Origin of the sequence: Nocardiopsis sp. NPDC006198, assembly GCF_040613895.1 — a bacterium.
Taxonomy (GTDB): domain Bacteria; phylum Actinomycetota; class Actinomycetes; order Streptosporangiales; family Streptosporangiaceae; genus Nocardiopsis; species Nocardiopsis tropica.
Genome location: NZ_JBEXSY010000019.1, coordinates 106,356 through 125,572, shown reverse-complemented (window position 1 = coordinate 125,572; position 19,217 = coordinate 106,356). Strand labels below are relative to the sequence as shown.

Genomic DNA, 19,217 nt, shown 5'->3' with positions numbered 1-19,217 from the left:
CAGAACTCGGCCCCCAGCGCCCGCGCCCGGGGGATGTCCTTGTCCGCGAGGGCCCGGGTGAGTTCGGGCAGGCGCTCCAGGACCGACGCGGCGCGGGCGTCGGCCCCCGGGTCGATCCCGGGAGCGGTGGGGTCGGTGCGCGTGGCTCCGGGGGTGGGGGAGCCGCTGTCCGCGGCGCGCTCGGGTCCGGCGGCGGGCGGCGCCGCAGGCGCGTCCGTGTCCGTGTTCTGGGTGGGGGTCGGCGTGCCCTCGGTCGTGTCGGGTGTGGTGGCCTCGGTGGCGGGCGGGGCGTGCCCGGCGCCCGGTACCGGTGCCCCGCTGTTCTCCGTCGGCGGGGCTGCGGTCTCCCGGTTGTCGGCCGTGGCGGGGGGTTCCACGGTGGCGGGGGAGGGCGGGCCGTTGCGTCCCGGACCGGCCTGAGCGTCGGGGAGCGGTTGCGGACGGGGCCGCGGTGTCTCCTGGTCCTGCGGGACACCGTCCGTGTTTCGGGACAGGGTCGCTCCGGGCGTCTGGCCTTCTCCGGCGGGGGCGTCCTCGCGGCTCTCCTCGCCGTCTGCGGAGCGGTCGCTGCTCTGTTCGCCCGACCGCTCGTTTCCGTCGCCGGATCGGTCCCTCTCGTCGTTCCGGGAGCGGTCGTTGTCTCGGGGGGTGTCCTCGTCACGCTGGTCGGGCTGTTCGCCGTCGCGTTCGGAGGGGTTGTGCCCGGTGGCCTCCGTGTCCTGGGGCGGTCCGCTCTCGGTGGCGAGCGTCGGGGATTCGGTCGACGAGGTCCGCTGCTCCGGGGCGCGCTCGTCTGTGGAGGTCGTCCGCTGTTCGTCGGTCGCGTTCTGGTCGTGCTGGTCGACGGGGTGGCCGGTGGTCTCGGTCTCCGGGGCGGGTGGGGTGCTCTCGGTGGTGACCCGGGAGGTGTCGCCGTCACGGGGTGACTGGTCGGTGGAGGAGTCGGGGGTGCGGGTGTCGTTGGTGCGCTGGGGGGAGCGCCCACCGCTGTCGCGTTCGGTGGGCGTGGAGCGCTGGTTGTTGTCGGTGGCCGTGTTCTGCGGTGCGGTTGCGGGCGGTGGAGCTGCTTGGCCGATCGGCGCGGCCACGAGGGGAGGGGCGGTGTGCTGCTCGGGGGCGGGGGTGGAGCGGTCGGCCTGGTTCGTGTTGCCGGTGTCGGGTGTGGTCTGTTCGGCTGCGGGGGGTGGGGTCGCCATGGGGTTGTCGGGGACGATGGCGTTGAGGAAGTTGACGGTGAGGGGGCCGTCGTTCATGCCGGGGTGGAAGAGGTCGTTGCCCAGGCCGGGGTGTTTGGCCTCGGTGGTGGCGTAGGGGTCCTTGGTGTCCTCGGGGGTCTTGAGGGGGTCGGGGTAGGGGGTGCGGACGTCGTCGTCCTGGTGGACGCGGACGGTGTCGTCGTTGGCCTGGTCGCGGTCGCGGTCGTCGGGGTCGCCGAACTCGGAGCCGCCGAGGTCGAAGTCGGAGCCGGTGTCACCGAAGTCGGAGTCGGTGTCGCTGACCAGGTCGGGGACGTCGTCGATGTCGGAGAGGTCGTCGCGGTCGCCGCTGTCCTGCGAGGCGGTGGCCGGGGGTCCGTCGCGGTCGGGCCGCCCGTCCTGCCCACGGCCGGGGCCCTCCCCGTGTCCGGCTCCGCGGTCCTGCCCGCCGGGATCGCCGCCCTGCCCGTCGGACCAGCGTTCGGGCCCGCTCGCGGCGGGGGGCCGGGCGCTCCCGTTGCCCGGAGCTTCCGGCCCCGTCCCGGCCGGGGATGCGCTCTGGGTCTGCTGCGGTTCGGGCGTGGACAGGTCGGGTTTGTCTTTGTCGCTGAACAGGTCCAGGCCGTGCAGGATGCCGTCGGTGGCGCCTTGCTGGATGCCGGCCTGGGTGGCGCCGGCGGTGGCGGAGTAGCCCGAGGCCTCCCAGCCGCGTCCGTCGGCCAGACTTCCCAGGCCCTCGCCGAGGTAGCCCTCCAGGGCTCCGGTGCCGATGCTGCCGCCGACCTGCTGGGTGTAGGCGCCGGTGGTGGAGAAGTACTCGCCCAGGGGTTTTTGCAGGTTGACGGGCACCTCTGAGAGGTGGTCGCGCATGTGCGGGGGCAGGCGGTCCCCGATCGTGTCGCGCAGGTGCCGGCCCAGGTCGGGGTCGTTCCAGTGGCGGGCCAGGGTGGCGGCGTAGTCGCGTCCCAGATCGCGCGCTGCCGCCTCGCCCAGGTGGTCGCCGAAGTTGCGGGCGAAGAGGTCGGCGAAGTCCTGATGCGCGGCGGCGGCCTTGGCCGCGTTGTCGAAGGCGCCGGCGCCGGTGGGGCTGGCGGGGTTGTAGGGGGTGAGGAACTCGTCGTTGTGGCGGCCGAACACCTCGGCCAGGTCCTTGTTCAACGACGGGGGAGCCGGCGGGGTGTCCCTGGGCACGGGTGTGGTGCCCGGGGTGTCCTTGGGCGCGGGGGAGTCCGGCCCCCGGTCCGGGTCGGTGGCGGGCGGGTCGTCCTTGGGCCTGGCGGGGGGCCCGTCGGGACCGCCGCCGCCGCCGGGTGGGGGCGGGGTGTCGGTGTCGCGGTTGAGCGGTGGCGGGTCGTCCTTGACCGGCCCGGCAGGGGGGCCGTCGGGCGGACCGGAAGGTGGTCCGGGCGGGGGTCCGTCGGGGGTCTCGCGGAGGGGCGGTCCGGTGGGCGGGCCGGCCGGGGGTGGCCCGTCGGGTCCGGTCCTGGTCAGGGGTGGGGGGTCGGGGAGGTCGTTGAGGTGTTTGAGGCCGTTGGTGAACAGGTCGGACAGGTGTTTGCTGAAGAGCCCGTCCATGCCGGCGGAGAAGACCGCGGAGAGCACGCCCTCGATGGCGGCGCCCTTGTGGGCGCTCGCGGTCAGGTTGTGGTCGCGGTGGTGGCGGGTGCCGCGTCCGATCTGGATGCGCTGGATGATGCTGTCCATGCTCGCGAAGATCTGGCTGATGATCTGGTGGCCGGGCACGGTGATGAGCAGCCAGGTCAGGATGCGGCGCATGGCCAGGCTGCGGATGGCCTTGAAGACCGGGATCCACTTCAGGGAGGCGCCGAAGGTGAACTTGGCCATGGCGATGGCCCAGGCGATCTCGGCCAGGAGCTGGACGAACTGGCCGATGACCATCATGTGCATGTACTCGACGTTGGCGCGGGCCTTGAAGAGTTCGGCGGACATGACGGTGGAGTTGTCGCGGGCCGAGCCGACGTAGTTGTTCTCGCCGCGGGTGAACTGGTCCAGGGAGCGTTCGTAGCGGTCGGCGGTGTGTCCGTCGAAGTGGCGGCGGGCGTGTTTGCGGCTGAGGTCGAACAGGTCCTCGAGCACGGCCAGGCGTTGGTCCAGGGCGGTGTAGATCTCCGAGGCGCGGCCGAGGTTGGCGATGCCTGCTTTGGGGACCTGGATGCCGGTGAGGACCTCGATCGCTTTGCGTGAGGAGTCGGACATGTTGTGGTCCAACGGCATACACGACTCCCCCTTCTACCTCCTGGTGCCACTTTGCAGCCACGCACGCAGTGGAACGAGACGTTAACGGCGGTAGAAGACATACTTGTTAACAGATGAATGCACTGATGTGATGTCTCGTTCGCTTTTGCCTCGTTTCAGCCCTTCGGTGTAAACACGCCGTGGCGGCGCGGGCCCGGGGCGCGGTCGCCTCCCGGGCCCCGAGCCCTCCCCCGGAGGAACCTGGTGGGTGCGGTCGGGCCAGCACGCCCTCGGCGACGCTCACACCGCTGCCCGGCACGACGAGGTTCGACCGAAGGCCTCGAACAGTTCGGAGAACTGGGCCGGGGTCCGGTGCTTGTCTCCGCATCGGACCCGGTTCGGGCCGCGTGAGACCCCGGTCTAGGGTTTCCCGCAGAGGAGGCCCGCGGCACGCCCGCGCCGTTTCCGACCCCTGGCGGTCCCCGATGCGACGTTCGGGGCATCGCGCTCCACCGAGAGAGGCAGACCACTGGTGCGGAACACGGTACGGATGACTCCGCGGCTGAGAAGGACCCTGTGGGCACTGCGGTGGCTGATCGCGCTCGTGGTCCACTGGGTGGTCCTGTTCGCCTTGCTGATGGCGTTCATGACGGCCTTTCCGCACCTGCACTACGGGACCATGATGCTGACCACGGCGGCCCAGCTCGTCTACGCGCCCGTACAGCTCCTGGGTCTGGTCATACCCCTGTGCGCGTTGGGAGGCCGCCTGGCCGACACGCACGGCGGCGGCCGGGTGGGGTGGTCACTGCTGCTGGCCGTGGTGCCGCTGGCCCTCGCGGCCGTGCTCCTGGGACTCCTGGCGCACCCGGGGTGGGCGGTGTACATCATGTACTTCGTCACCGGGCTGCTGCTGAGCACGACGGCCGTCTACTCGGCACTGCCGAGGCACCCCGAAAAGCGCGTGCGCCAGGACGCGTCCGGGACGGACTCCCCCGCACCGGACGGCGCCGGGAAGCCGTAGTCTGGCCGCTCGGAACATCCACGTATCAGGCGATCCGGGGTCTCAGCGGCTCCGGGGACCGAAGGCACGAAGACGGAGGGTCGGTTTCCTTGGCGACCGGGGAGGACGCGCGGATCCGCGCGCTGGAGAGGCACGTCCGGGACTTCTGGCAGGGGCACGCAGTGGAGGACGCCACCTGGGCGGAGGCGCCCCTTCTCGACCGGGTCCCGGGCTTCGCCACGTACCGGGTGGCGCCCAGGGACGAGGGCGAGGGCTGGGTCTACGTGACGGTGGGCTCGTCCGTCCACGAGACCGGGAGCGGCACCGAGTTCTTCCTCATGGCTCCGGACGAGGACCCGGCCCACTCCGAGACCCTGGCCGTGGTCGGCCACCTGCACTCCTTCGAGGAGTACCGGCTCGACGTCGGCTCGGTGATCGACGTCGGCGGCCCGTGGGCGGAGGGATCGCGCATGGACCACCTGCTGGTGAGCCCGCCCTACCCCTACGGGCCGGCGCTGGAGCATGCGCCCGAGGAGGCGGGGAACGCGCGGTTCCTGTGGCTGCTGCCGATCCACCGGAGCGAGGCGGCCCTGGTCACGGGCGACTCCCTGGCGGCCTTCGAGGAACTCCTGGAGGCGGAGGGCGTCAACGTCCTGGACGCCGACCGGGCTCCTCTCGTCTGAGCCGCCCCGCTGCCCGCGCCCTCGAGGGCGCGGGCAGCGCACCTACGCCACCGGCCAGGCCTGCGCGGCTGCATCCGCCCGGCGTTGCCCCCACCGTCCCGCCGGGGACGCATCGCCGTAGGACGTGGCCTTGATGGGTCCGCCCCCGGTTGCCGGGCTTGAACACGGCACCGTCGGCGGGGTGGGCGCCCACGGCCGGTGCCTGGGGCGGCAGTGCCGGGACGGCCCGACAGCGCACGCAGCCGTCGCTCACCGGTGCGGTGATGAGCACACCGGCCGCGTAGGTCCCGTGCCCGACCGGGGAGTCCTGAGCCGACCCCGGCCACACGTCTGGACAAACCCGGGCGGCGGGAGGAAGGTGAGGCACCATCACTCCCCCGGAGGGATCCCCTCGTGCCCGGGAAGAAGCGCACGACCTCACAGACGCTCCAGGCCCGCAATTCACCGGTCGTCGGCTGGACGTTCATCGTCCTGGGCGCGGTCCTGCTCGTCCTCAACCTGCTCCTGCTCTTCGTCGGAGCGTTCACCCCGGCGATCGTCATCGCGATCGTGCTGCTGATCGCCGGCCCCCTGCACCTGCGCCGCTACCACTTCGAACTGGCGCGCTACTCCGACGGCCGCCTCGCGCTCAGCGGGACCGGCTGGGTCGGCCGCCTGGAGATCGGCCCCACCCGCCCGGGTGAGCGCCTCCTGGTCGACGGCGGCCGGATCGTCTTCGAGGCCGCGGACGGCAAACGCCGCAGGCTTCCCCTGTTCCGGTGGCTGACCCACTCCGAGGACTGGGGGCGGGCCGTGCGGCTGATCGAGGGCGGGGAAGCCTAGCGCGCAGGGCGGACGGCGCCCTTCCTGCGGAGCCGTCCGCCCTGTAGCAGCCGACCGCACGGTCCGCCCCGAACGGCGCCACGGCGCCGCCGTGCGGGCGGGTGTCCGGCGCCGATCCGAACCCACCATCATTACCTAAAGCCATCCTTTGACTACGATTCGGCGTCATCGGACGGGGGATGGGGTGGGTGCGCCACCGACCCGAGCTCCCGAAGGAGACCCTCTGTGCCCCAGCCGTCCTTCGACGACCGGACCGATTTCGACAACGCCGACAAGGGCTTCCTCGGAACGGCGTCACAACCGCAGATCACGGACGGGGCCGGACGGGTGGTCTGGGACCTGGACGCCTATGCCTTCCTCCACGGCGAGGCGCCCGACACGGCGAACCCGAGCCTGTGGCGCCAGTCGCAGCTGGCCGCCAAGCACGGCCTCTACCGGGTCTGCGAGGGCATCTTCCAGGTACGGGGCTTCGACCTGTCCAACATCTCCTTCGTCGAGGGCGACCAGGGCGTCATCGTCGTCGATCCCCTGCTGTCCGTCGAGTGCGCGGCGGCCGCGCTGTCCCTGTACCGGGAGCACCGCGGCGAACGCCCGGTGACCGCGGTGATCTACAGCCACTCCCATGCCGACCACTTCGGCGGGGTACGGGGGGTGCTCTCCGACGGTACGAAGGTCCCTGTCATCGCGCCCTCCGGCTTCCTCGAGCACGCGGTCGCGGAGAACGTCTACGCCGGCACCGCCATGAACCGGCGATCGGTCTTCATGTACGGGGCCGTGCTGCCCAAGGGGGCCGCCGGCCAGATCGGCGCGGGCCTCGGGCCCACCACCTCCACGGGGACGATCTCCCTGATCGAGCCGAACACGTACGTCACCAGGACCGGGCAGGAGGTGGTGGTCGACGGCGTCCGGATGGTCTTCCAGCTGACCCCGGGGACCGAGGCGCCCGCGGAGATGAACTTCTCCCTCCCCGACCGGCGGGCCCTGTGCATGGCCGAGAACGCCACCCACACCCTGCACAACGTGCTGACGCTGCGCGGCGCGCTCGTCCGGGACCCGCACGTGTGGGCGAACTACCTCACGGAGGCCGTCGAGCTGTTCTCCGGCGGCTCCGACGTGCTGTTCGCGTCGCACCACTGGCCGACCTGGGGCACGGAGGAGCTCACACTGTTCCTGTCCCGGCAGCGCGACCTGTACGCCTACCTGCACGACCAGACGCTGCGCATGCTCAACCAGGGTCATACCGGCGCCGAGATCGCCGAGAGGATCCAGCTGCCTCCCGCCCTGGAGGGTGCCTGGCACGCCCGCGGCTACTACGGTTCGGTCTCCCACAACGTCAAGGCGGTCTACCAGCGCTACATGGGGTGGTTCGACGGCAACCCCGCCCACCTGTGGGCACTGCCGCCGGAGGAGTCGGCGAAGAAGCACGTGGAGTTCATGGGCGGCGCCCGGGAGGTCCTGCCGAAGGCCAGGGCCGCCGTCGAGGCGGGGGAGCTGCGGTGGGCCGCGCAGGTCCTCGACTACGTCGTGTTCGCCGACCCCGGCGACACCGGTGCGCGCGCACTGCTCGCCGAGGTCTACGACGCCCTGGGGCACGGTGCGGAGAACGGCACCTGGCGGAACTTCTACCTCCAGGGGGCGGCGGAACTGCGCGGGAACAAGGCTCCCACGCCCATCGACAGCGCCTCCCCCGACGTCATGAGAGCCCTGAGCATCGCGCAGGTCTTCGACTCCGTGGCCGTCCGCGTCGACGGCCCCCGCGCCTGGGACACCACCCTGACCATCGACTGGAACTTCACCGATCCCGTGGAGGAGGTCAGGCTGGAGCTCGCCAACGGCGTCCTCGTCCAGACCACCGCCCACGACGGCAGTGACGCCGACCTGACGCTGACCCTGACCAAGGCCCAGCTCCTGCGGCTCGTCGCCACGCAGAGCCTGGACGGGATCACGACCGAAGGCGACACCGACGCCCTCACCACGCTGTTCGGCCTCCTCGACGACGCGGACCCCGACTTCGCCATCGTCACCCCCTGAGCCCGGCCGCCGCTGTGGCCCCCGCCGGCCCCGGTGGTCACGGCCGACGGCGACAGGCTGCGGCCGGACCCCTTCCCCGGCTGCTGCGGCCTCAGGTCGGCCACGGCGTCACCGACGCCGACACCGCCGTCCCGCTGCGCCGGGCGGTGGGCACGGAGGGCGTGGAGGCCGCTGCCCGGACGGCACGTCCGGGAGGAGAGGGCCCCTCTGCCGGACCGCTGGACGCGCGGCTTCCTCCCCCTCCTGAGACATGGGGTGAGAGGGCCTTCGGACATCCTGCCACCGGGCGCCCCGTTGAGAAAAACACCTCATAGGGGCACACCCATGCACATTCCACCCGATAGTTAGGTTAGGCTCCCCTTTGTTCAAATAAGCGAAGGAGAACCTCCATGCAGTCCCCCGGCCGTCCCCTGACCGCCTTCTCGATCACCCTGGCCTCCGCCCTGCTCCTCGTCGGCTGCGCGTCCGGCCGGCAGGACGCCGAGGAGGCCTCCGCCCCGAGCGGCACGATCGAGGTCGAGGACAACAACGGCGCCCAGACCGTGGTCTCCCCTCCGGAGTCCGTGGTCGCGCTCGACAACCGCACCTTCGAGACCCTCTCGGACTGGGGCGTGGAGCTGTCCGCGGGCGCGGTCTCCCTCATGCCGGACACCGTCGGCTACACGCGGGACGAGTCGGTCATCGACATCGGCACGCACAACGAGCCCGACCTCGAGGCGATCGTCGCCGCCGGTCCGGACGTCGTCGTCAACGGGCAGCGCTTCACCCAGTACCACGACGACATCGCCTCCCTGGTGCCCGAGGCCACGATCCTGGAGCTCGACCCGCGCGAGGGCGAGCCCTTCGACGCCGAGCTCAAGCGCCAGGTCACCGTGCTCGGCGAGGTCTTCGGCAAGCAGGACGAGGCCGCCCGGCTCGTCGCCGACTTCGACGCGGCCGTCGAGCGGGTGAACGCCGCCTACGACGAGGGCGAGTCCGTCATGGCCGTCAACACCTCGGGCGGCGAGATCGGGTACCTGGCCCCCGGCGTGGGCCGCACGCTCGGCCCCGCCTTCGACATCTTCGGCCTCACCCCCGCGCTGGAGGTCGAGGGCTCCAGCGACGACCACCAGGGCGACGACATCTCCGTCGAGGCGATCGCCGACTCCGACCCCGACTGGATCCTGGTGATGGACCGCGACGCCGCCGTCGCCCCCGACGAGGCCGGGTACGAGCCCGCCTCGAACATCCTGTCGGACTCCGAGGCGCTCTCGGGCGTGACGGCCGTGCAGGAGGAGCAGATCCTCTACATGCCCGCCGACACCTACACCAACGAGGGCATCCAGACCTACACCGAGTTCTTCGACGCGTTCGCCGACGCGCTGGAGGCCCGGGCGTGATCCGGTCCGACCGAACGGCACGCGCCGGCGGTGGTAACGCCGCCGGCGCCCGCCGGCGCGAGGGAGGGAGCGGGGCATGAGGACCGCGACCCCCGTCCCCCGGGCACGACGCGGAGGACGCCTCCTCGACGGGAAGCTGGTCGTCGGCACCGCCGCCGTGGGCGCCCTGGTCGTGCTCTCGCTGTTCACCGGCGTGTACGACGTCTTCGGCGCGGACGACGGCGGCGAGATGTTCGCCATCACCCGCGTCCCCCGCACGGTCGCCCTCGTCCTGGCCGGCGCGGCGATGGCGATGTCGGGCCTGGTGATGCAGCTGCTGACCCAGAACCGCTTCGTGGAGCCGACGACCACCGGCACCACCGAGTGGGCCGGGCTGGGCCTGCTCACGGTGATGGTCCTGGTGCCCGGCGCGAGCATCGGCGCACGCATGCTCGGCGCGGTCCTGGCGGCGTTCGTCGGCACGATGGTGTTCTTCCTCTTCCTGCGCCGCGTCACCCTGCGCTCCTCGCTCATCGTCCCGATCATCGGCATCATGCTGGGCGCCGTCGTCAGCGCCGTCTCGACCTTCGTCGCGCTGCAGACCGACATGCTGCAGAACCTCGGCGTGTGGTTCGCCGGGAGCTTCACCTCCGTGCTGCGGGGCCAGTACGAGCTGCTGTGGATCGTGGCGCTGGCGGCCGTGGCGGTGTTCGTCGCCGCCGACCGGTTCACGGTCGCCGGGCTGGGCGAGGAGGTCGCGACCAACGTCGGCCTGAACTACGGCCGGGTCGTCCTGCTGGGCACCGGCCTCATCGCGGTGGCGACCGGCGTGGTGACCGTGGTCGTGGGCAACCTGCCCTTCCTCGGGCTCATCGTCCCCAACGTCGTCTCGATGTTCCGCGGCGACGACCTGCGCGGCAACCTGCCGTGGGTGTGCCTGCTGGGCGTCGGCACCGTCACGGTCTGCGACCTGATCGGCCGTGTCGTCATCATGCCCTTCGAGGTGCCCGTGTCCCTGATCCTCGGGGTCGTGGGCGCCGCCGTCTTCGTCCTTCTCCTGTTGAGGCAGCGCCGCCATGGCTGAGACGACCGCGTCCCGTGTGACCGGACCGCTCCCCGCACCGCCCGAACGCTCCTCCGGGGCCCTGCCCACCGGGCGCGCCCGCCGCCGCTACCGGACCGTCGTCGCGGTGCTCTGCGTGCTCGCCGCCGGTTTCGGCTTCGGCCTGCTCGCCTGGGACAACCCGATGCCCGTGGGCTCGGACGGGTTCTGGCGCATCGCGCAGATGCGCGGGACGAACCTGGTGGTCATGGCGGTGGTCGCGATCTGCCAGGCCGTGGCGACGGTGGGCTTCCAGACCGTGACCGGCAACCGCGTCATCACCCCGTCGATCATGGGGTTCGAGGCGCTCTACGTCGCGGTCCAGACCACGGCGGTGTACTTCCTGGGCGTCGCCGGGGTCGTGGCGGTCCAGGGCCTCCCGCAGTTCGCGCTCCAGCTCGTGCTCATGGTGGGCTTCGCGATGCTGCTGTACGGGTGGCTGCTGTCGGGCCGGTACGCGAACCTCCAGGTGATGCTGCTGATCGGCATCGTCATCGGCGGCGGCCTGGCCTCGGTCTCCACGTTCATGCAGCGCCTGCTCACGCCGAGCGAGTTCGACGTGCTCGCCGCCCGGCTGTTCGGCAACGTCTCCAACGCCGACGCGTCCTACCTGCCGCTCGCGGTCCCGCTCTGCCTGGGCGCGGCGGTCCTGCTGTGGGCGGGTTCGCGGCGGCTCGACGTGGTCGCGCTGGGGCGTGACGCGAGCACGGGCCTGGGGCTGGACCACCGCCGCGAGACCATGCGCGTGCTCTTCCTGGTCTCGGTCCTCATGGCGGTCTCCACCGCGCTGGTGGGGCCGATGACGTTCCTGGGGTTCCTGGTCGCGACCCTGGCCTACCAGTTCACCGGCACCCACGCCCACCGGTACGTCTTCCCGGTGGCGGTGCTGACGTGCTTCGTCGTGCTCAGCGGCGCGTACTTCGTCATGCGCAACGTCTTCTACGCCAACGGCGTGGTCTCGATCATCATCGAGCTCGTCGGCGGCCTGGTGTTCCTGTTCGTCATCCTCAGAAAGGGCCGGCTGTGATCACGCTCAGCGGTGTGCGCAAGGAGTACAGCGGCGAGGTCGCGATCGGCCCCGTGGACCTGCGGATCCCCCGGGGCGGTGTGACCGCGCTGGTGGGTCCGAACGGGGCCGGCAAGTCGACGCTGCTGACGATGACGGGCCGCCTGCTGGGCCTGGACGCGGGGGTGATCGAGATCGCGGGCCACGACGTGGCCCGGACCCCGTCCAAGGACCTGGCCAAGGTCGTCTCGGTCCTGCGCCAGGAGAACCACTTCGTCACCCGGCTGACGGTGCGCCAGCTCGTGGCCTTCGGGCGCTTCCCCCACTCCCGGGGGCGGCTGACGGCGGCCGACGAGGAGGTCGTCAGCCGGGCGATCGACTTCCTGGACCTAGGCGGGTTGGAGAACCGCTACCTGGACCAGCTCTCGGGCGGGCAGCGCCAGCGCGCCTACGTGGCGATGGTGCTCTCGCAGGAGACCGAGTACGTGCTGCTCGACGAGCCGCTCAACAACCTCGACATGCGCCATTCGGCGCAGATGATGCAGCACCTGCGCCGTGTGGCGGAGGAGCTGGAGCGCACGGTCGTGGTCGTGCTCCACGACATCAACTTCGCGGGCCACTACGCCGACCGGATCTGCGCGGTCAAGGACGGTGCGGTCGTGGAGTTCGGCACCCCGGCGGAGATCATGACCGGCGAGGTGCTGACACGGGTGTTCGAGACGCCGGTGACCGTCGTGGACGGGCCGCGCGGACCGCTCGCCGTGTACTACTGAGCGCCGTCCCCTCTCGCGGGAGCGGGCTCGCGGGGCGCCCCTCCACCCGGCCGGGTGGAGGGGCGCCCGTGGTCGGGGCGTGGGCTTCGCGTCAGCCGCGGGTGGGCGGCGTGTGGGCGGGGCGGCTCCGGCGGCCGGGTGGGTGCAGGGGCTGTGCCGCGCGGTGGCCGGTCATGTCCGGTCCTCTCCCCCGGGCGTCGCGGGGTCGGCGTCGACGTGCAGGATCGCGTCGGCCGCCTCCACGAGCGCCCGGTCGAGGGGGAAGTAGCCCCTCTCGGGCCGGGCGTCGGTGCGCGTGCGCCCGGAGGCGATCTCGGCCGCCCCGGTCAGGCCCCAGCCGGTGGCGCGGCTCTGGAGGAGGCCCTCGTAGGTGTCCGGTTCCGGCTCCGCGAGCCCGAGGGCCCCGCTGCGGCCCAGGCTGCCGATGACGACGGTGTACCGCCGGCCCAGCAGGGCGCCGACGACGGAGCCCGCGGAGTGCCAGCCGAGGTCCATGCCCGCCATGCTCATCGAGCTCGGGTTGCGCTGCAGGTGGCTGTTGTGCGCGAAGGCGAGCGTGGGTCCGCGTTCGGCCTCGATGCCGCGGATCTCCAGGAGGTTCTGGGCCATGAGCGCGTCCCTGGTGGCCAGGAGGCCGGAGATGCGTGCGCTCTCCTCGATGCGCCGGGCCGCCTGCCCGTGGTAGCGCAGCAGGCCGAGACCGGCGGCGAGGCGGGTGCGGGCCCGGAACCAGTCGGCGCGTGAGGTCGCCGCGACCAGTTCCGGTGCGCGTGCGTGGAGCGAGGTGAGCATGTCGTCGGCGATCACGCGCAGCCGCTCGGCCGCGGGGCCGGCGCCGACCGACGCCGCCGGGTCCAGGATCGCCTCCTGGCGGCTCCACCGCTCGTCGTCGCCGAGCAGGTCCGCGAGGTCCGGGGCGATCCCGAGGTAGTCGCACACGTGTTCCAGGTGGAGCCGGGGGCTGGGTGCGCTGGTGTTCTCGGCCGGGATGTCGAAGCCGTGGAAGGCCAGCCGCTCCTCGGCGGGGCGGCCCTCGTTGTACGCGCGCATCCAGGCGACCAGCCGCCGGTTGGCCTCCATGGTCCCGAAGCCGTGCGAGAAGCCCTCGTCCATCGCCGTGTCGAGGTTTCCCCGCCCGTGCCGGACGAAGTCGTCCACCGCGAGCGCGGCCACCCGGTCGGTCTCCAGGGCGATGGACCGGTAGCCCAGGTCCGCGAGCGAGGCGAAGATGTCGTTGCGGACGTCCCCGAAGGCCGGTTCCTGCGTGGGGTGGACCGGTTCGCCGAGGGCCAGCAGCTCGCACGGCGGGGTCGCGAAGTCTCGAATGTCTTGGCTCATACCCCTCAACCGTATCTTTGAAAGAACGGTTGAGGGTTGTTGTGCTGTTGCCGGGGAACAGGGCCCCGAAGCCTCCATCCGGGGAAAACCCGCCCCCGGCCGCCGCCCCGCCCTTGGCCGCGGGGCGGCGCGGGCGCGGTCCGCCCGACGGGGGCCAGGCGCCCGGTGGCCGGTCGGCGGGCCGCACCGTCACTCCCCCTGGGCGGCGGAGTCCAGCAGCCAGTTGTACCGCAGGCGCAGCGCGCGCTCCGTGCTCGCCGCGGAGGCGCCGAGGGTGAGCGCGATGTTGAGCCAGAGCGGCAGCTGGACGGGCGAGGTGAAGGTTCCGAAGCGCTCGGTCACGGGCGGCACCTGGAAGGCCACCTCGATGAGCTGCGGGACGAGGAGGAGCGCGGGGACGACGAGCAGGACCAGTGAACAGAGGCCGATACCGCGGCTCAGCACGGGGTGCTCGCGGTCCAGGCGCGCACGCCGCCCCTCGGCCGAGCGCCGGTCCGGGACGAGCTGGTGTTCGGCTCCCCCGCCGGTGACGTAGTGGCAGCGCTTGAGGCCGAAGGGTGTCAGCGCCACCTCGATCGTGCCGCCCCGGACGGGGAAGGCGGCGGGGAGCCCGGACTCGGCGTGGTGCCTGCCGTCGAGGTACAGGTGGGCCCTGCCCTTGCCGTCCTCGGAGAAGAACCGCTGTGCGTAGCGGACCTCCACGGCGTAGTCCGTCCGCCCGCCGTCGCCGCGCAGCGGGAGGTGGAACACGACACGGGAGAGCGGCTGCCACCAGCGGAAGGGCTTCAGCGGCTTCCCGTTCCCGGGTTCTACACGTCGCGCGGCTCGGCGCCGCTGCCACTCCTTGAGCATCTCGGGCTCCCTGTCGTCGTGTGGGAACGCCTCGGCGGCCTCGGGGCCGCCCGGCGGGAGGACGGGTGTCTTGACGGTGGACGGTCCCCGCGCGCCCGGTCCCGCGCGGCGGTCGGCCCGGGGGCGCCCCGTCCCGGTGGTGGCGGCCGCGCGGCCCCGTGAAGAGGGGCGGGCGGGGCGGGGTCCGTCGTCCCGCCCGCCCCCACGGGGCCCGCGGTCACCCCTGTTCCTCCTGTGCGCTCCCGCCGGCCGGCGGGAGCGGTGCCGGGGTCCGTCGGGTCACGGGCCCGGGTCGCTCAGGCGGGGCAGGAGGTGTCCTGCTCCGGCAGGTCGCCCCCGACCAGGAAGGCCGTGGTCACGTCCTGCGCGCACGCGTTGTCGCCGTTGACGTAGACGCCGTGCCCGCTGCCGTCGACGCTCACCAGCCGGGAGCGCTGGCCGAACTTCTCGTCGAGCAGCACCCCGCCCAGGTGCGGTGTGACCGGGTCGCGCCGGTTCTGCACGATCAGGACGTTGCTCGGTCCCTCGTCGAGGACCTCCACCAGCGGCTCGGACGGGCCGGAGGACCAGGAGGCGCAGGGCATGGCGTTGGCGGAGGCGGCGCCGAACAGCGGGTACCTCTCGCGGTCCTCGGCGACGCTGTGCCGGTAGGTGTCGACGTCCTCGGGCCATTCGACGTCGTTGCAGGTCACGGCGAGGAACACCGACCAGGAGTTGTCGTACGGCGACAGCCCGGCGTCCGTCGCGGGCCGGGTGCCGGGGGCCGCTCCGCCGGGGGCCGGGGTCCCGTCCGGCAGCTCCCCGGCCGCCGCCGGGTCGGAGGCGAGCAGTTCCTGCCAGGCCTGCGCCGTCACGGGGTAGGACAGCTCGCTGTAGAGCCCCACGAAGGTGGACAGCCGGAAGAGGCCGCCGTCGACGGGGCCGCCGGCCGTGTCCGCCGGGGTCTGGTCCAGGCGCTCGGCGAGCGCGAAGTAGGTCTGGCGCACCTCCTCCTCGGAGTCGCCCAGGCCGTACTCGTCGTGGCGTTCGGCGGCCCATCGCGCGAAGTCCGGGAAGGTCTCCTCGGCGCCCAGGCCGTACCTGCGCATCCCCTCGTGGTCGAGGTGGGTGTCGCCGATGTTGCTGTCGAGCACGATCCGGTCGGAGCGCTCGGGGAACATCGAGGCGTAGGCGGCGCCCAGCGCCGTGCCGTAGGAGGCCCCGTAGAAGCTGGTCTTCGACTCTCCCAGCGCCTCCCGGATCAGGTCCAGGTCGCGGGCCGTGTTGGCCGTCGACACGTGGCGCAGCCTGCCGTCGCGGTCGTTGTCGGCGCACTGGGCGGCGACCGCCTCCGCGGCAGCGGCCTGTTCGACGACCGCCGCGTCGTCGACCGCGTAGGGCGGGATGGCGCCCCGGTAGTCCTGCTCGTCGGTGAAACCGCAGCTGATCGGTGCCGAGTAACCGACTCCGCGGGTGTCCATGCCGATGAGGTCGTAGCTGTCCGAGACCTCGGCGGGCAGGCCCCGGGAGACCAGGTCCGCCGGCATCGTCAGTCCCGAGCCGCCCGGTCCGCCCGGGTTGAACATCAGCACGCCGCGCCGCTCGTCCGGGTTCTGGCTCGCCAGCCGGGACACCATGATCTCGATCTGCGTGCCCCCGGGGTCGGAGTGGTCCAGGGGCACGGGCACCAGGCCGCACTCGATCCCGGGCGCCTCGGCCGCCACCTCCTCGGGGCAGGCGCCCCACTCCACCCGCTCCGTGCCCTGCCCGTCGGCCGCGGCCGGCACCGCGACCAGCGGCCCGGCGAGGCCGATCGCGGCCGCCACGGCCCAGTTCCGTCCTGCTCCACGCCTTCGTCCCATGTCCGTCCTCACCTGTGTCGGTCCCGACGCCGCGGTCGGCCCGCGACCCGGTCCCCTGGCACCCGGACCGGGCGCCGACGGCCGTCCCCGCCTGTGCGGGGAGCGGCGGCGGCAGGGCCTGGCCGGGAGGGGGAGCGGTGGTCGTCGGGGTCCATACCTCGAACCTAGGCCGGAGCCGAGCCGTGACGGAGTGTCACGGGTCATGGGTTTCCCGCGCGATCCGCACGGGTCCGGCATGACAGATGTCATGCGTCGACGGTGTCGGTGGGAGGGCCCGGCGCGGGGAGCGGGGACGACGTGGCGCTCGTGCACGGACCGGGCGGGACGGCGCCGTCGCGGTCCCGGAGGCGCGGGACCGTGCCGGGCGCCCGGGGCGGACCTGGTCCGCGGCGGGCGCCCGGGGCGCGGGTCGGTGCGTCAGTGCGTCAGGCGGCGCACGGTCTGCGGGTGGAGGACGACGCGGAGGTGGTCGTCGGCGAGCATCCCCGCGAGCTCCTCGGCGCGTGCCGGGTCCTCGAGGTCCCAGTAGCGGGCGGCCAGGCGGGCGGCCAGGTCGCGCGCCCCGTCGGCCTCCAGCGTGGCGCGGCCGACGACGGACACCCAGCGCTCGCGCTCGCCCACCGGGGCCGCGACGACGATCGAGGCGCGGGGGTCGCGGCGCAGGCGCCGCACCTTGAGCGCGTCCGGCTCCGTGAAGAGCTGGAGGGTTCCCTCGTCCGTGGCCTCGAACCACACGGGCCGGGGCTGGGGCGGTTCCGCTCCCCCGGCCACGGACAGGAACCCGTGCAGGGGACGCCGGAGGAACTCCAGGTCCTCGGCGGTCAGCAGGTCGGTGGTAGTGGTGGTGGTGCTCATCGCTTTCCTCTCCGAACACGGTGGTGACGGTGGGCGGTCCGCGCCGTCCGTTCGCGCGTGCGGCGGGCGGGCGGCGCGGAGCACGGGGTCGGCGGCGGCCGGGGGCCGTCCCGGCGTGCGGGGCTCCCGCCCGCCGAGGCGCGGGGAGGTCCCGGGGCGGCCGCCGCAGGGGTCACGGCCGCCAGGCTCCCGCCGCGGCGGCCCGCACGACGTAGTCCTCGAAGGTGCGGGGCTCGCGTCCCAGCACGGCGGCGACGCCGTCCGTCGTTGCGGCGATCACCCCGCGCTCCATCAGCACGAACATCTCGGCGACGTGGTGGGCGTCGTCCTCGCCCCAGCCCTCCCGGACCAGGGCCGCGGTGTACTCGGCCGGGGAGACCTGCTTGTAGGCGATGGGCAGCCCGGACGCGCGCGAGATCAGTTCGACGGCCTCGGCGAAGGTCAGCGCGCGCGGCCCTGTCAGCTCGTAGGTCCGCCCGGCGTGCTCTCCGGGTCCGGCCAGCACCGCGGCCGCCACGTCGGCGACGTCCTCCAGGTCGATGAACGGTTCGGGGACCGCTCCGGCGGGGAGCACCAGCTCTCCGGCGACCAGCGGGGCGTGGAAGAGGTCCTCGTCGAAGTTCTGGGCGAAGTTGGACGGCCGCAGGACGGTCCACTCCAGTGCCGAGCCGCGCACGGCGTCCTCGGCCGAGCGCATGTCCAGTCCGAAATCGGAGTCGCCCCAGGTGTCGGCGCCGCGCCCGGAGAGCAGGACCAGGCGCCGCACGCCCGCGGCCCCGGCCCGCTCCACGAATTCGTGCACCGGTCCGGGCACGGCCGGGGCCACCACGTAGGCGGCGGTGACGCCCTGCAGGGCCGCGTCCCAGCCGCCGGGGTCGGACCAGTCGAAGGGTGTGGGGCTGGTGCGGGAGGCGGCGCGCACCTGGAGGCCGCGCAGCCGCAGGCGTGCGGCGACCCGTCGGCCGGTCTTGCCGGTGGCGCCGAGGACGAGGGTGGTGTCGTTGTTCATGACAGCGATTCAACGGCATCTGTTCGGACGATTCCATGGGCGAGAAACCGGAAGGCCTTTGCGATCGTCTAATCTCGTGGGCATGGACGCGTTCGGTGACCTCTTCCGGGGGATGCGGGCCCAGGGCTCGCTGTTCGGCAGCTCGACCCTGACCCCGCCGTGGGCGCTGCGCTTCGTGGACGGGGCGCCGCTGACGCTGTGCACCGTCCTGGGCGGGGGCGGCTGGATCGTGCCGGAGGGGCTCCCGCCCGAGCCGCTGCGCGCCGGGGAGACGGTCATCGTGCGGGGTCCCGCGCCCTTCTCCTTCGTGGACGAGCCCGGCACCGGGGCCGAGGCGGTCGACTGCGGCGAGCACTGTGCGACGCCCGAGCAGGGCGGGACCCGGCACCGGATCGGCTGGAGCGACAGCTGCGGCGTCCCGGGCGAGGGCGCGACGACCCTGGTGGTGGGCGCCTACCCGGTGAGCGGCGAGGTCAGCCGCAGGCTGCTGGAGGCGCTGCCCGTGGTGCTGCGCGTGGCCTCCGGCGGCGGGGCCGATCCCGTCATGGAGCACCTGGCGGCCGAGGTCGCCGCCGACACCCCGGGCCAGCAGGTGGTCCTGGACCGGCTGCTGGACTGGTTGCTGGTCTGCTCGGTGCGCGACTACTTCGACCGGCCCGGCGGCGAGCCGCCGGCCTGGTACGCCGCCCAGCGCGATCCGGTGGTCGGCGCCGCGCTGCGCCTGCTGCACGCCGAACCGGCGGCGCCATGGACGGTCGCCTCCCTGGCCGTGCGGACCGGGGTGTCGCGTTCGACCCTGGCCAAGCGGTTCGCGGACCTGGTCGGCGAACCGCCGCTGACCTACCTCGCCCGCTGGCGCATGACGCTCGCGGCGGACCTGCTGGTCGAGCGGGAGACGGCGACCGTCGCCGAGGTCGCCCGCGCCGTGGGCTACTCCGACGCGTTCGCCTTCAGCGCGGCGTTCAAGCGGATCCGGGGTGTCAGCCCGAGCGGGTTCCGGCGCGCGGGCGCGCTCGTCCCCGGGCAGTCGGCCGGTCCGCCCACGCGTCCTTCGGGCGCCGTTCCCGTGACCGTTCCCGCGCCCCTCACCGCCGTGGGCGGGCGTTCCTAGGCCGACGGGACCTCGGGGCCGGGGGCGGTGACCGCCGGGGCGCG

General features: G+C 73.0%; 14 protein-coding genes and 1 pseudogene. 9 read left to right on the top strand and 6 right to left on the bottom strand.

Annotation, left to right across the window (positions count from 1 at the left end; genetic code table 11):
• A pseudogene (locus ABZ234_RS15710) lies at positions 1–3,431 on the bottom strand (hypothetical protein); the annotation flags it as partial.
• A 433-nt stretch (positions 3,432–3,864) separates the two neighbouring features.
• Between ABZ234_RS15710 and ABZ234_RS15705 the strand changes: the two are divergent.
• From ABZ234_RS15705 to ABZ234_RS15670, 8 genes are all read left to right on the top strand, one after another.
• Positions 3,865–4,413: a hypothetical protein gene (locus ABZ234_RS15705; protein WP_355012528.1), complete on the top strand. Its 549-nt coding sequence runs from the start codon at positions 3,865–3,867 to the stop codon at positions 4,411–4,413.
• Positions 4,414–4,502: 89 nt separating this feature from the next.
• Complete coding sequence (locus ABZ234_RS15700) at positions 4,503–5,075, top strand: suppressor of fused domain protein (protein WP_355012525.1); 573 nt, start codon at positions 4,503–4,505, stop codon at positions 5,073–5,075.
• A 393-nt stretch (positions 5,076–5,468) separates the two neighbouring features.
• Positions 5,469–5,897, top strand: a complete 429-nt coding sequence (locus ABZ234_RS15695; RefSeq protein ID WP_355012524.1) for a hypothetical protein — start codon at positions 5,469–5,471, stop codon at positions 5,895–5,897.
• Between the two features lie 225 nt (positions 5,898–6,122).
• Positions 6,123–7,928, top strand: a complete 1,806-nt coding sequence (locus ABZ234_RS15690; RefSeq protein WP_355012523.1) for an alkyl sulfatase dimerization domain-containing protein — start codon at positions 6,123–6,125, stop codon at positions 7,926–7,928.
• Between the two features lie 389 nt (positions 7,929–8,317).
• Positions 8,318–9,307 (top strand): ABC transporter substrate-binding protein, encoded by a 990-nt coding sequence (locus ABZ234_RS15685; RefSeq protein ID WP_355012522.1) that lies wholly within the window; start codon positions 8,318–8,320, stop codon positions 9,305–9,307.
• Between the two features lie 76 nt (positions 9,308–9,383).
• Positions 9,384–10,370, top strand: a complete 987-nt coding sequence (locus tag ABZ234_RS15680) for an iron chelate uptake ABC transporter family permease subunit (protein WP_355012521.1) — start codon at positions 9,384–9,386, stop codon at positions 10,368–10,370.
• Positions 10,363–11,415 carry an iron chelate uptake ABC transporter family permease subunit gene (locus tag ABZ234_RS15675; RefSeq protein ID WP_355012520.1) on the top strand — a complete coding sequence of 351 codons (1,053 nt, stop codon included), beginning with the start codon at positions 10,363–10,365 and terminating at the stop codon, positions 11,413–11,415. The genes ABZ234_RS15680 and ABZ234_RS15675 overlap by 8 nt, the downstream gene beginning before the upstream one ends.
• The gene (locus ABZ234_RS15670; RefSeq protein ID WP_355012519.1) at positions 11,412–12,167 is read left to right on the top strand and encodes an ATP-binding cassette domain-containing protein; all 756 of its coding nucleotides are present in this window, start codon (positions 11,412–11,414) and stop codon (positions 12,165–12,167) included. The genes ABZ234_RS15675 and ABZ234_RS15670 overlap by 4 nt, the downstream gene beginning before the upstream one ends.
• Before the next feature lie 171 nt (positions 12,168–12,338).
• Here the strand turns inward: ABZ234_RS15670 and ABZ234_RS15665 are convergent, their stop codons facing one another.
• From ABZ234_RS15665 to ABZ234_RS15645, 5 genes are all read right to left on the bottom strand, one after another.
• Positions 12,339–13,505: an erythromycin esterase family protein gene (locus ABZ234_RS15665; RefSeq protein ID WP_355012518.1), complete on the bottom strand. Its 1,167-nt coding sequence runs from the start codon at positions 13,503–13,505 to the stop codon at positions 12,339–12,341.
• Between the two features lie 189 nt (positions 13,506–13,694).
• On the bottom strand, positions 13,695–14,357 hold the full coding sequence (locus ABZ234_RS15660) for a hypothetical protein (protein WP_355012517.1): 663 nt from the start codon (positions 14,355–14,357) through the stop codon (positions 13,695–13,697).
• Between the two features lie 296 nt (positions 14,358–14,653).
• A complete protein-coding gene (locus tag ABZ234_RS15655) occupies positions 14,654–16,198 on the bottom strand; it encodes an alpha/beta hydrolase (protein ID WP_355012516.1) in 1,545 nt (514 codons plus the stop codon).
• Positions 16,199–16,615: 417 nt separating this feature from the next.
• On the bottom strand, positions 16,616–17,053 hold the full coding sequence (locus ABZ234_RS15650; RefSeq protein WP_355012515.1) for a pyridoxamine 5'-phosphate oxidase family protein: 438 nt from the start codon (positions 17,051–17,053) through the stop codon (positions 16,616–16,618).
• Positions 17,054–17,225: 172 nt separating this feature from the next.
• A complete protein-coding gene (locus ABZ234_RS15645) occupies positions 17,226–18,062 on the bottom strand; it encodes an NAD(P)H-binding protein (protein WP_355012514.1) in 837 nt (278 codons plus the stop codon).
• 82 nt (positions 18,063–18,144) lie between these two features.
• Between ABZ234_RS15645 and ABZ234_RS15640 the strand changes: the two genes are divergently transcribed.
• The gene (locus tag ABZ234_RS15640; RefSeq protein ID WP_355012513.1) at positions 18,145–19,173 is read left to right on the top strand and encodes an AraC family transcriptional regulator; all 1,029 of its coding nucleotides are present in this window, start codon (positions 18,145–18,147) and stop codon (positions 19,171–19,173) included.
• Positions 19,174–19,217 lie beyond the last annotated feature (44 nt).

Coding starts and splice junctions, on each gene's coding strand:
- ABZ234_RS15685 (WP_355012522.1), top strand. CDS start 8,318: ATGCAGTCCCCCGGCCGTCCCCTGACCGCCTTCTCGATCACCCTGGCC.
- ABZ234_RS15680 (WP_355012521.1), top strand. CDS start 9,384: ATGAGGACCGCGACCCCCGTCCCCCGGGCACGACGCGGAGGACGCCTC.
- ABZ234_RS15675 (WP_355012520.1), top strand. CDS start 10,363: ATGGCTGAGACGACCGCGTCCCGTGTGACCGGACCGCTCCCCGCACCG.
- ABZ234_RS15665 (WP_355012518.1), bottom strand. CDS start 13,505: ATGAGCCAAGACATTCGAGACTTCGCGACCCCGCCGTGCGAGCTGCTG.
- ABZ234_RS15660 (WP_355012517.1), bottom strand. CDS start 14,357: ATGCTCAAGGAGTGGCAGCGGCGCCGAGCCGCGCGACGTGTAGAACCC.
- ABZ234_RS15655 (WP_355012516.1), bottom strand. CDS start 16,198: ATGGGACGAAGGCGTGGAGCAGGACGGAACTGGGCCGTGGCGGCCGCG.
- ABZ234_RS15650 (WP_355012515.1), bottom strand. CDS start 17,053: ATGAGCACCACCACCACTACCACCGACCTGCTGACCGCCGAGGACCTG.
- ABZ234_RS15645 (WP_355012514.1), bottom strand. CDS start 18,062: ATGAACAACGACACCACCCTCGTCCTCGGCGCCACCGGCAAGACCGGC.
- ABZ234_RS15640 (WP_355012513.1), top strand. CDS start 18,145: ATGGACGCGTTCGGTGACCTCTTCCGGGGGATGCGGGCCCAGGGCTCG.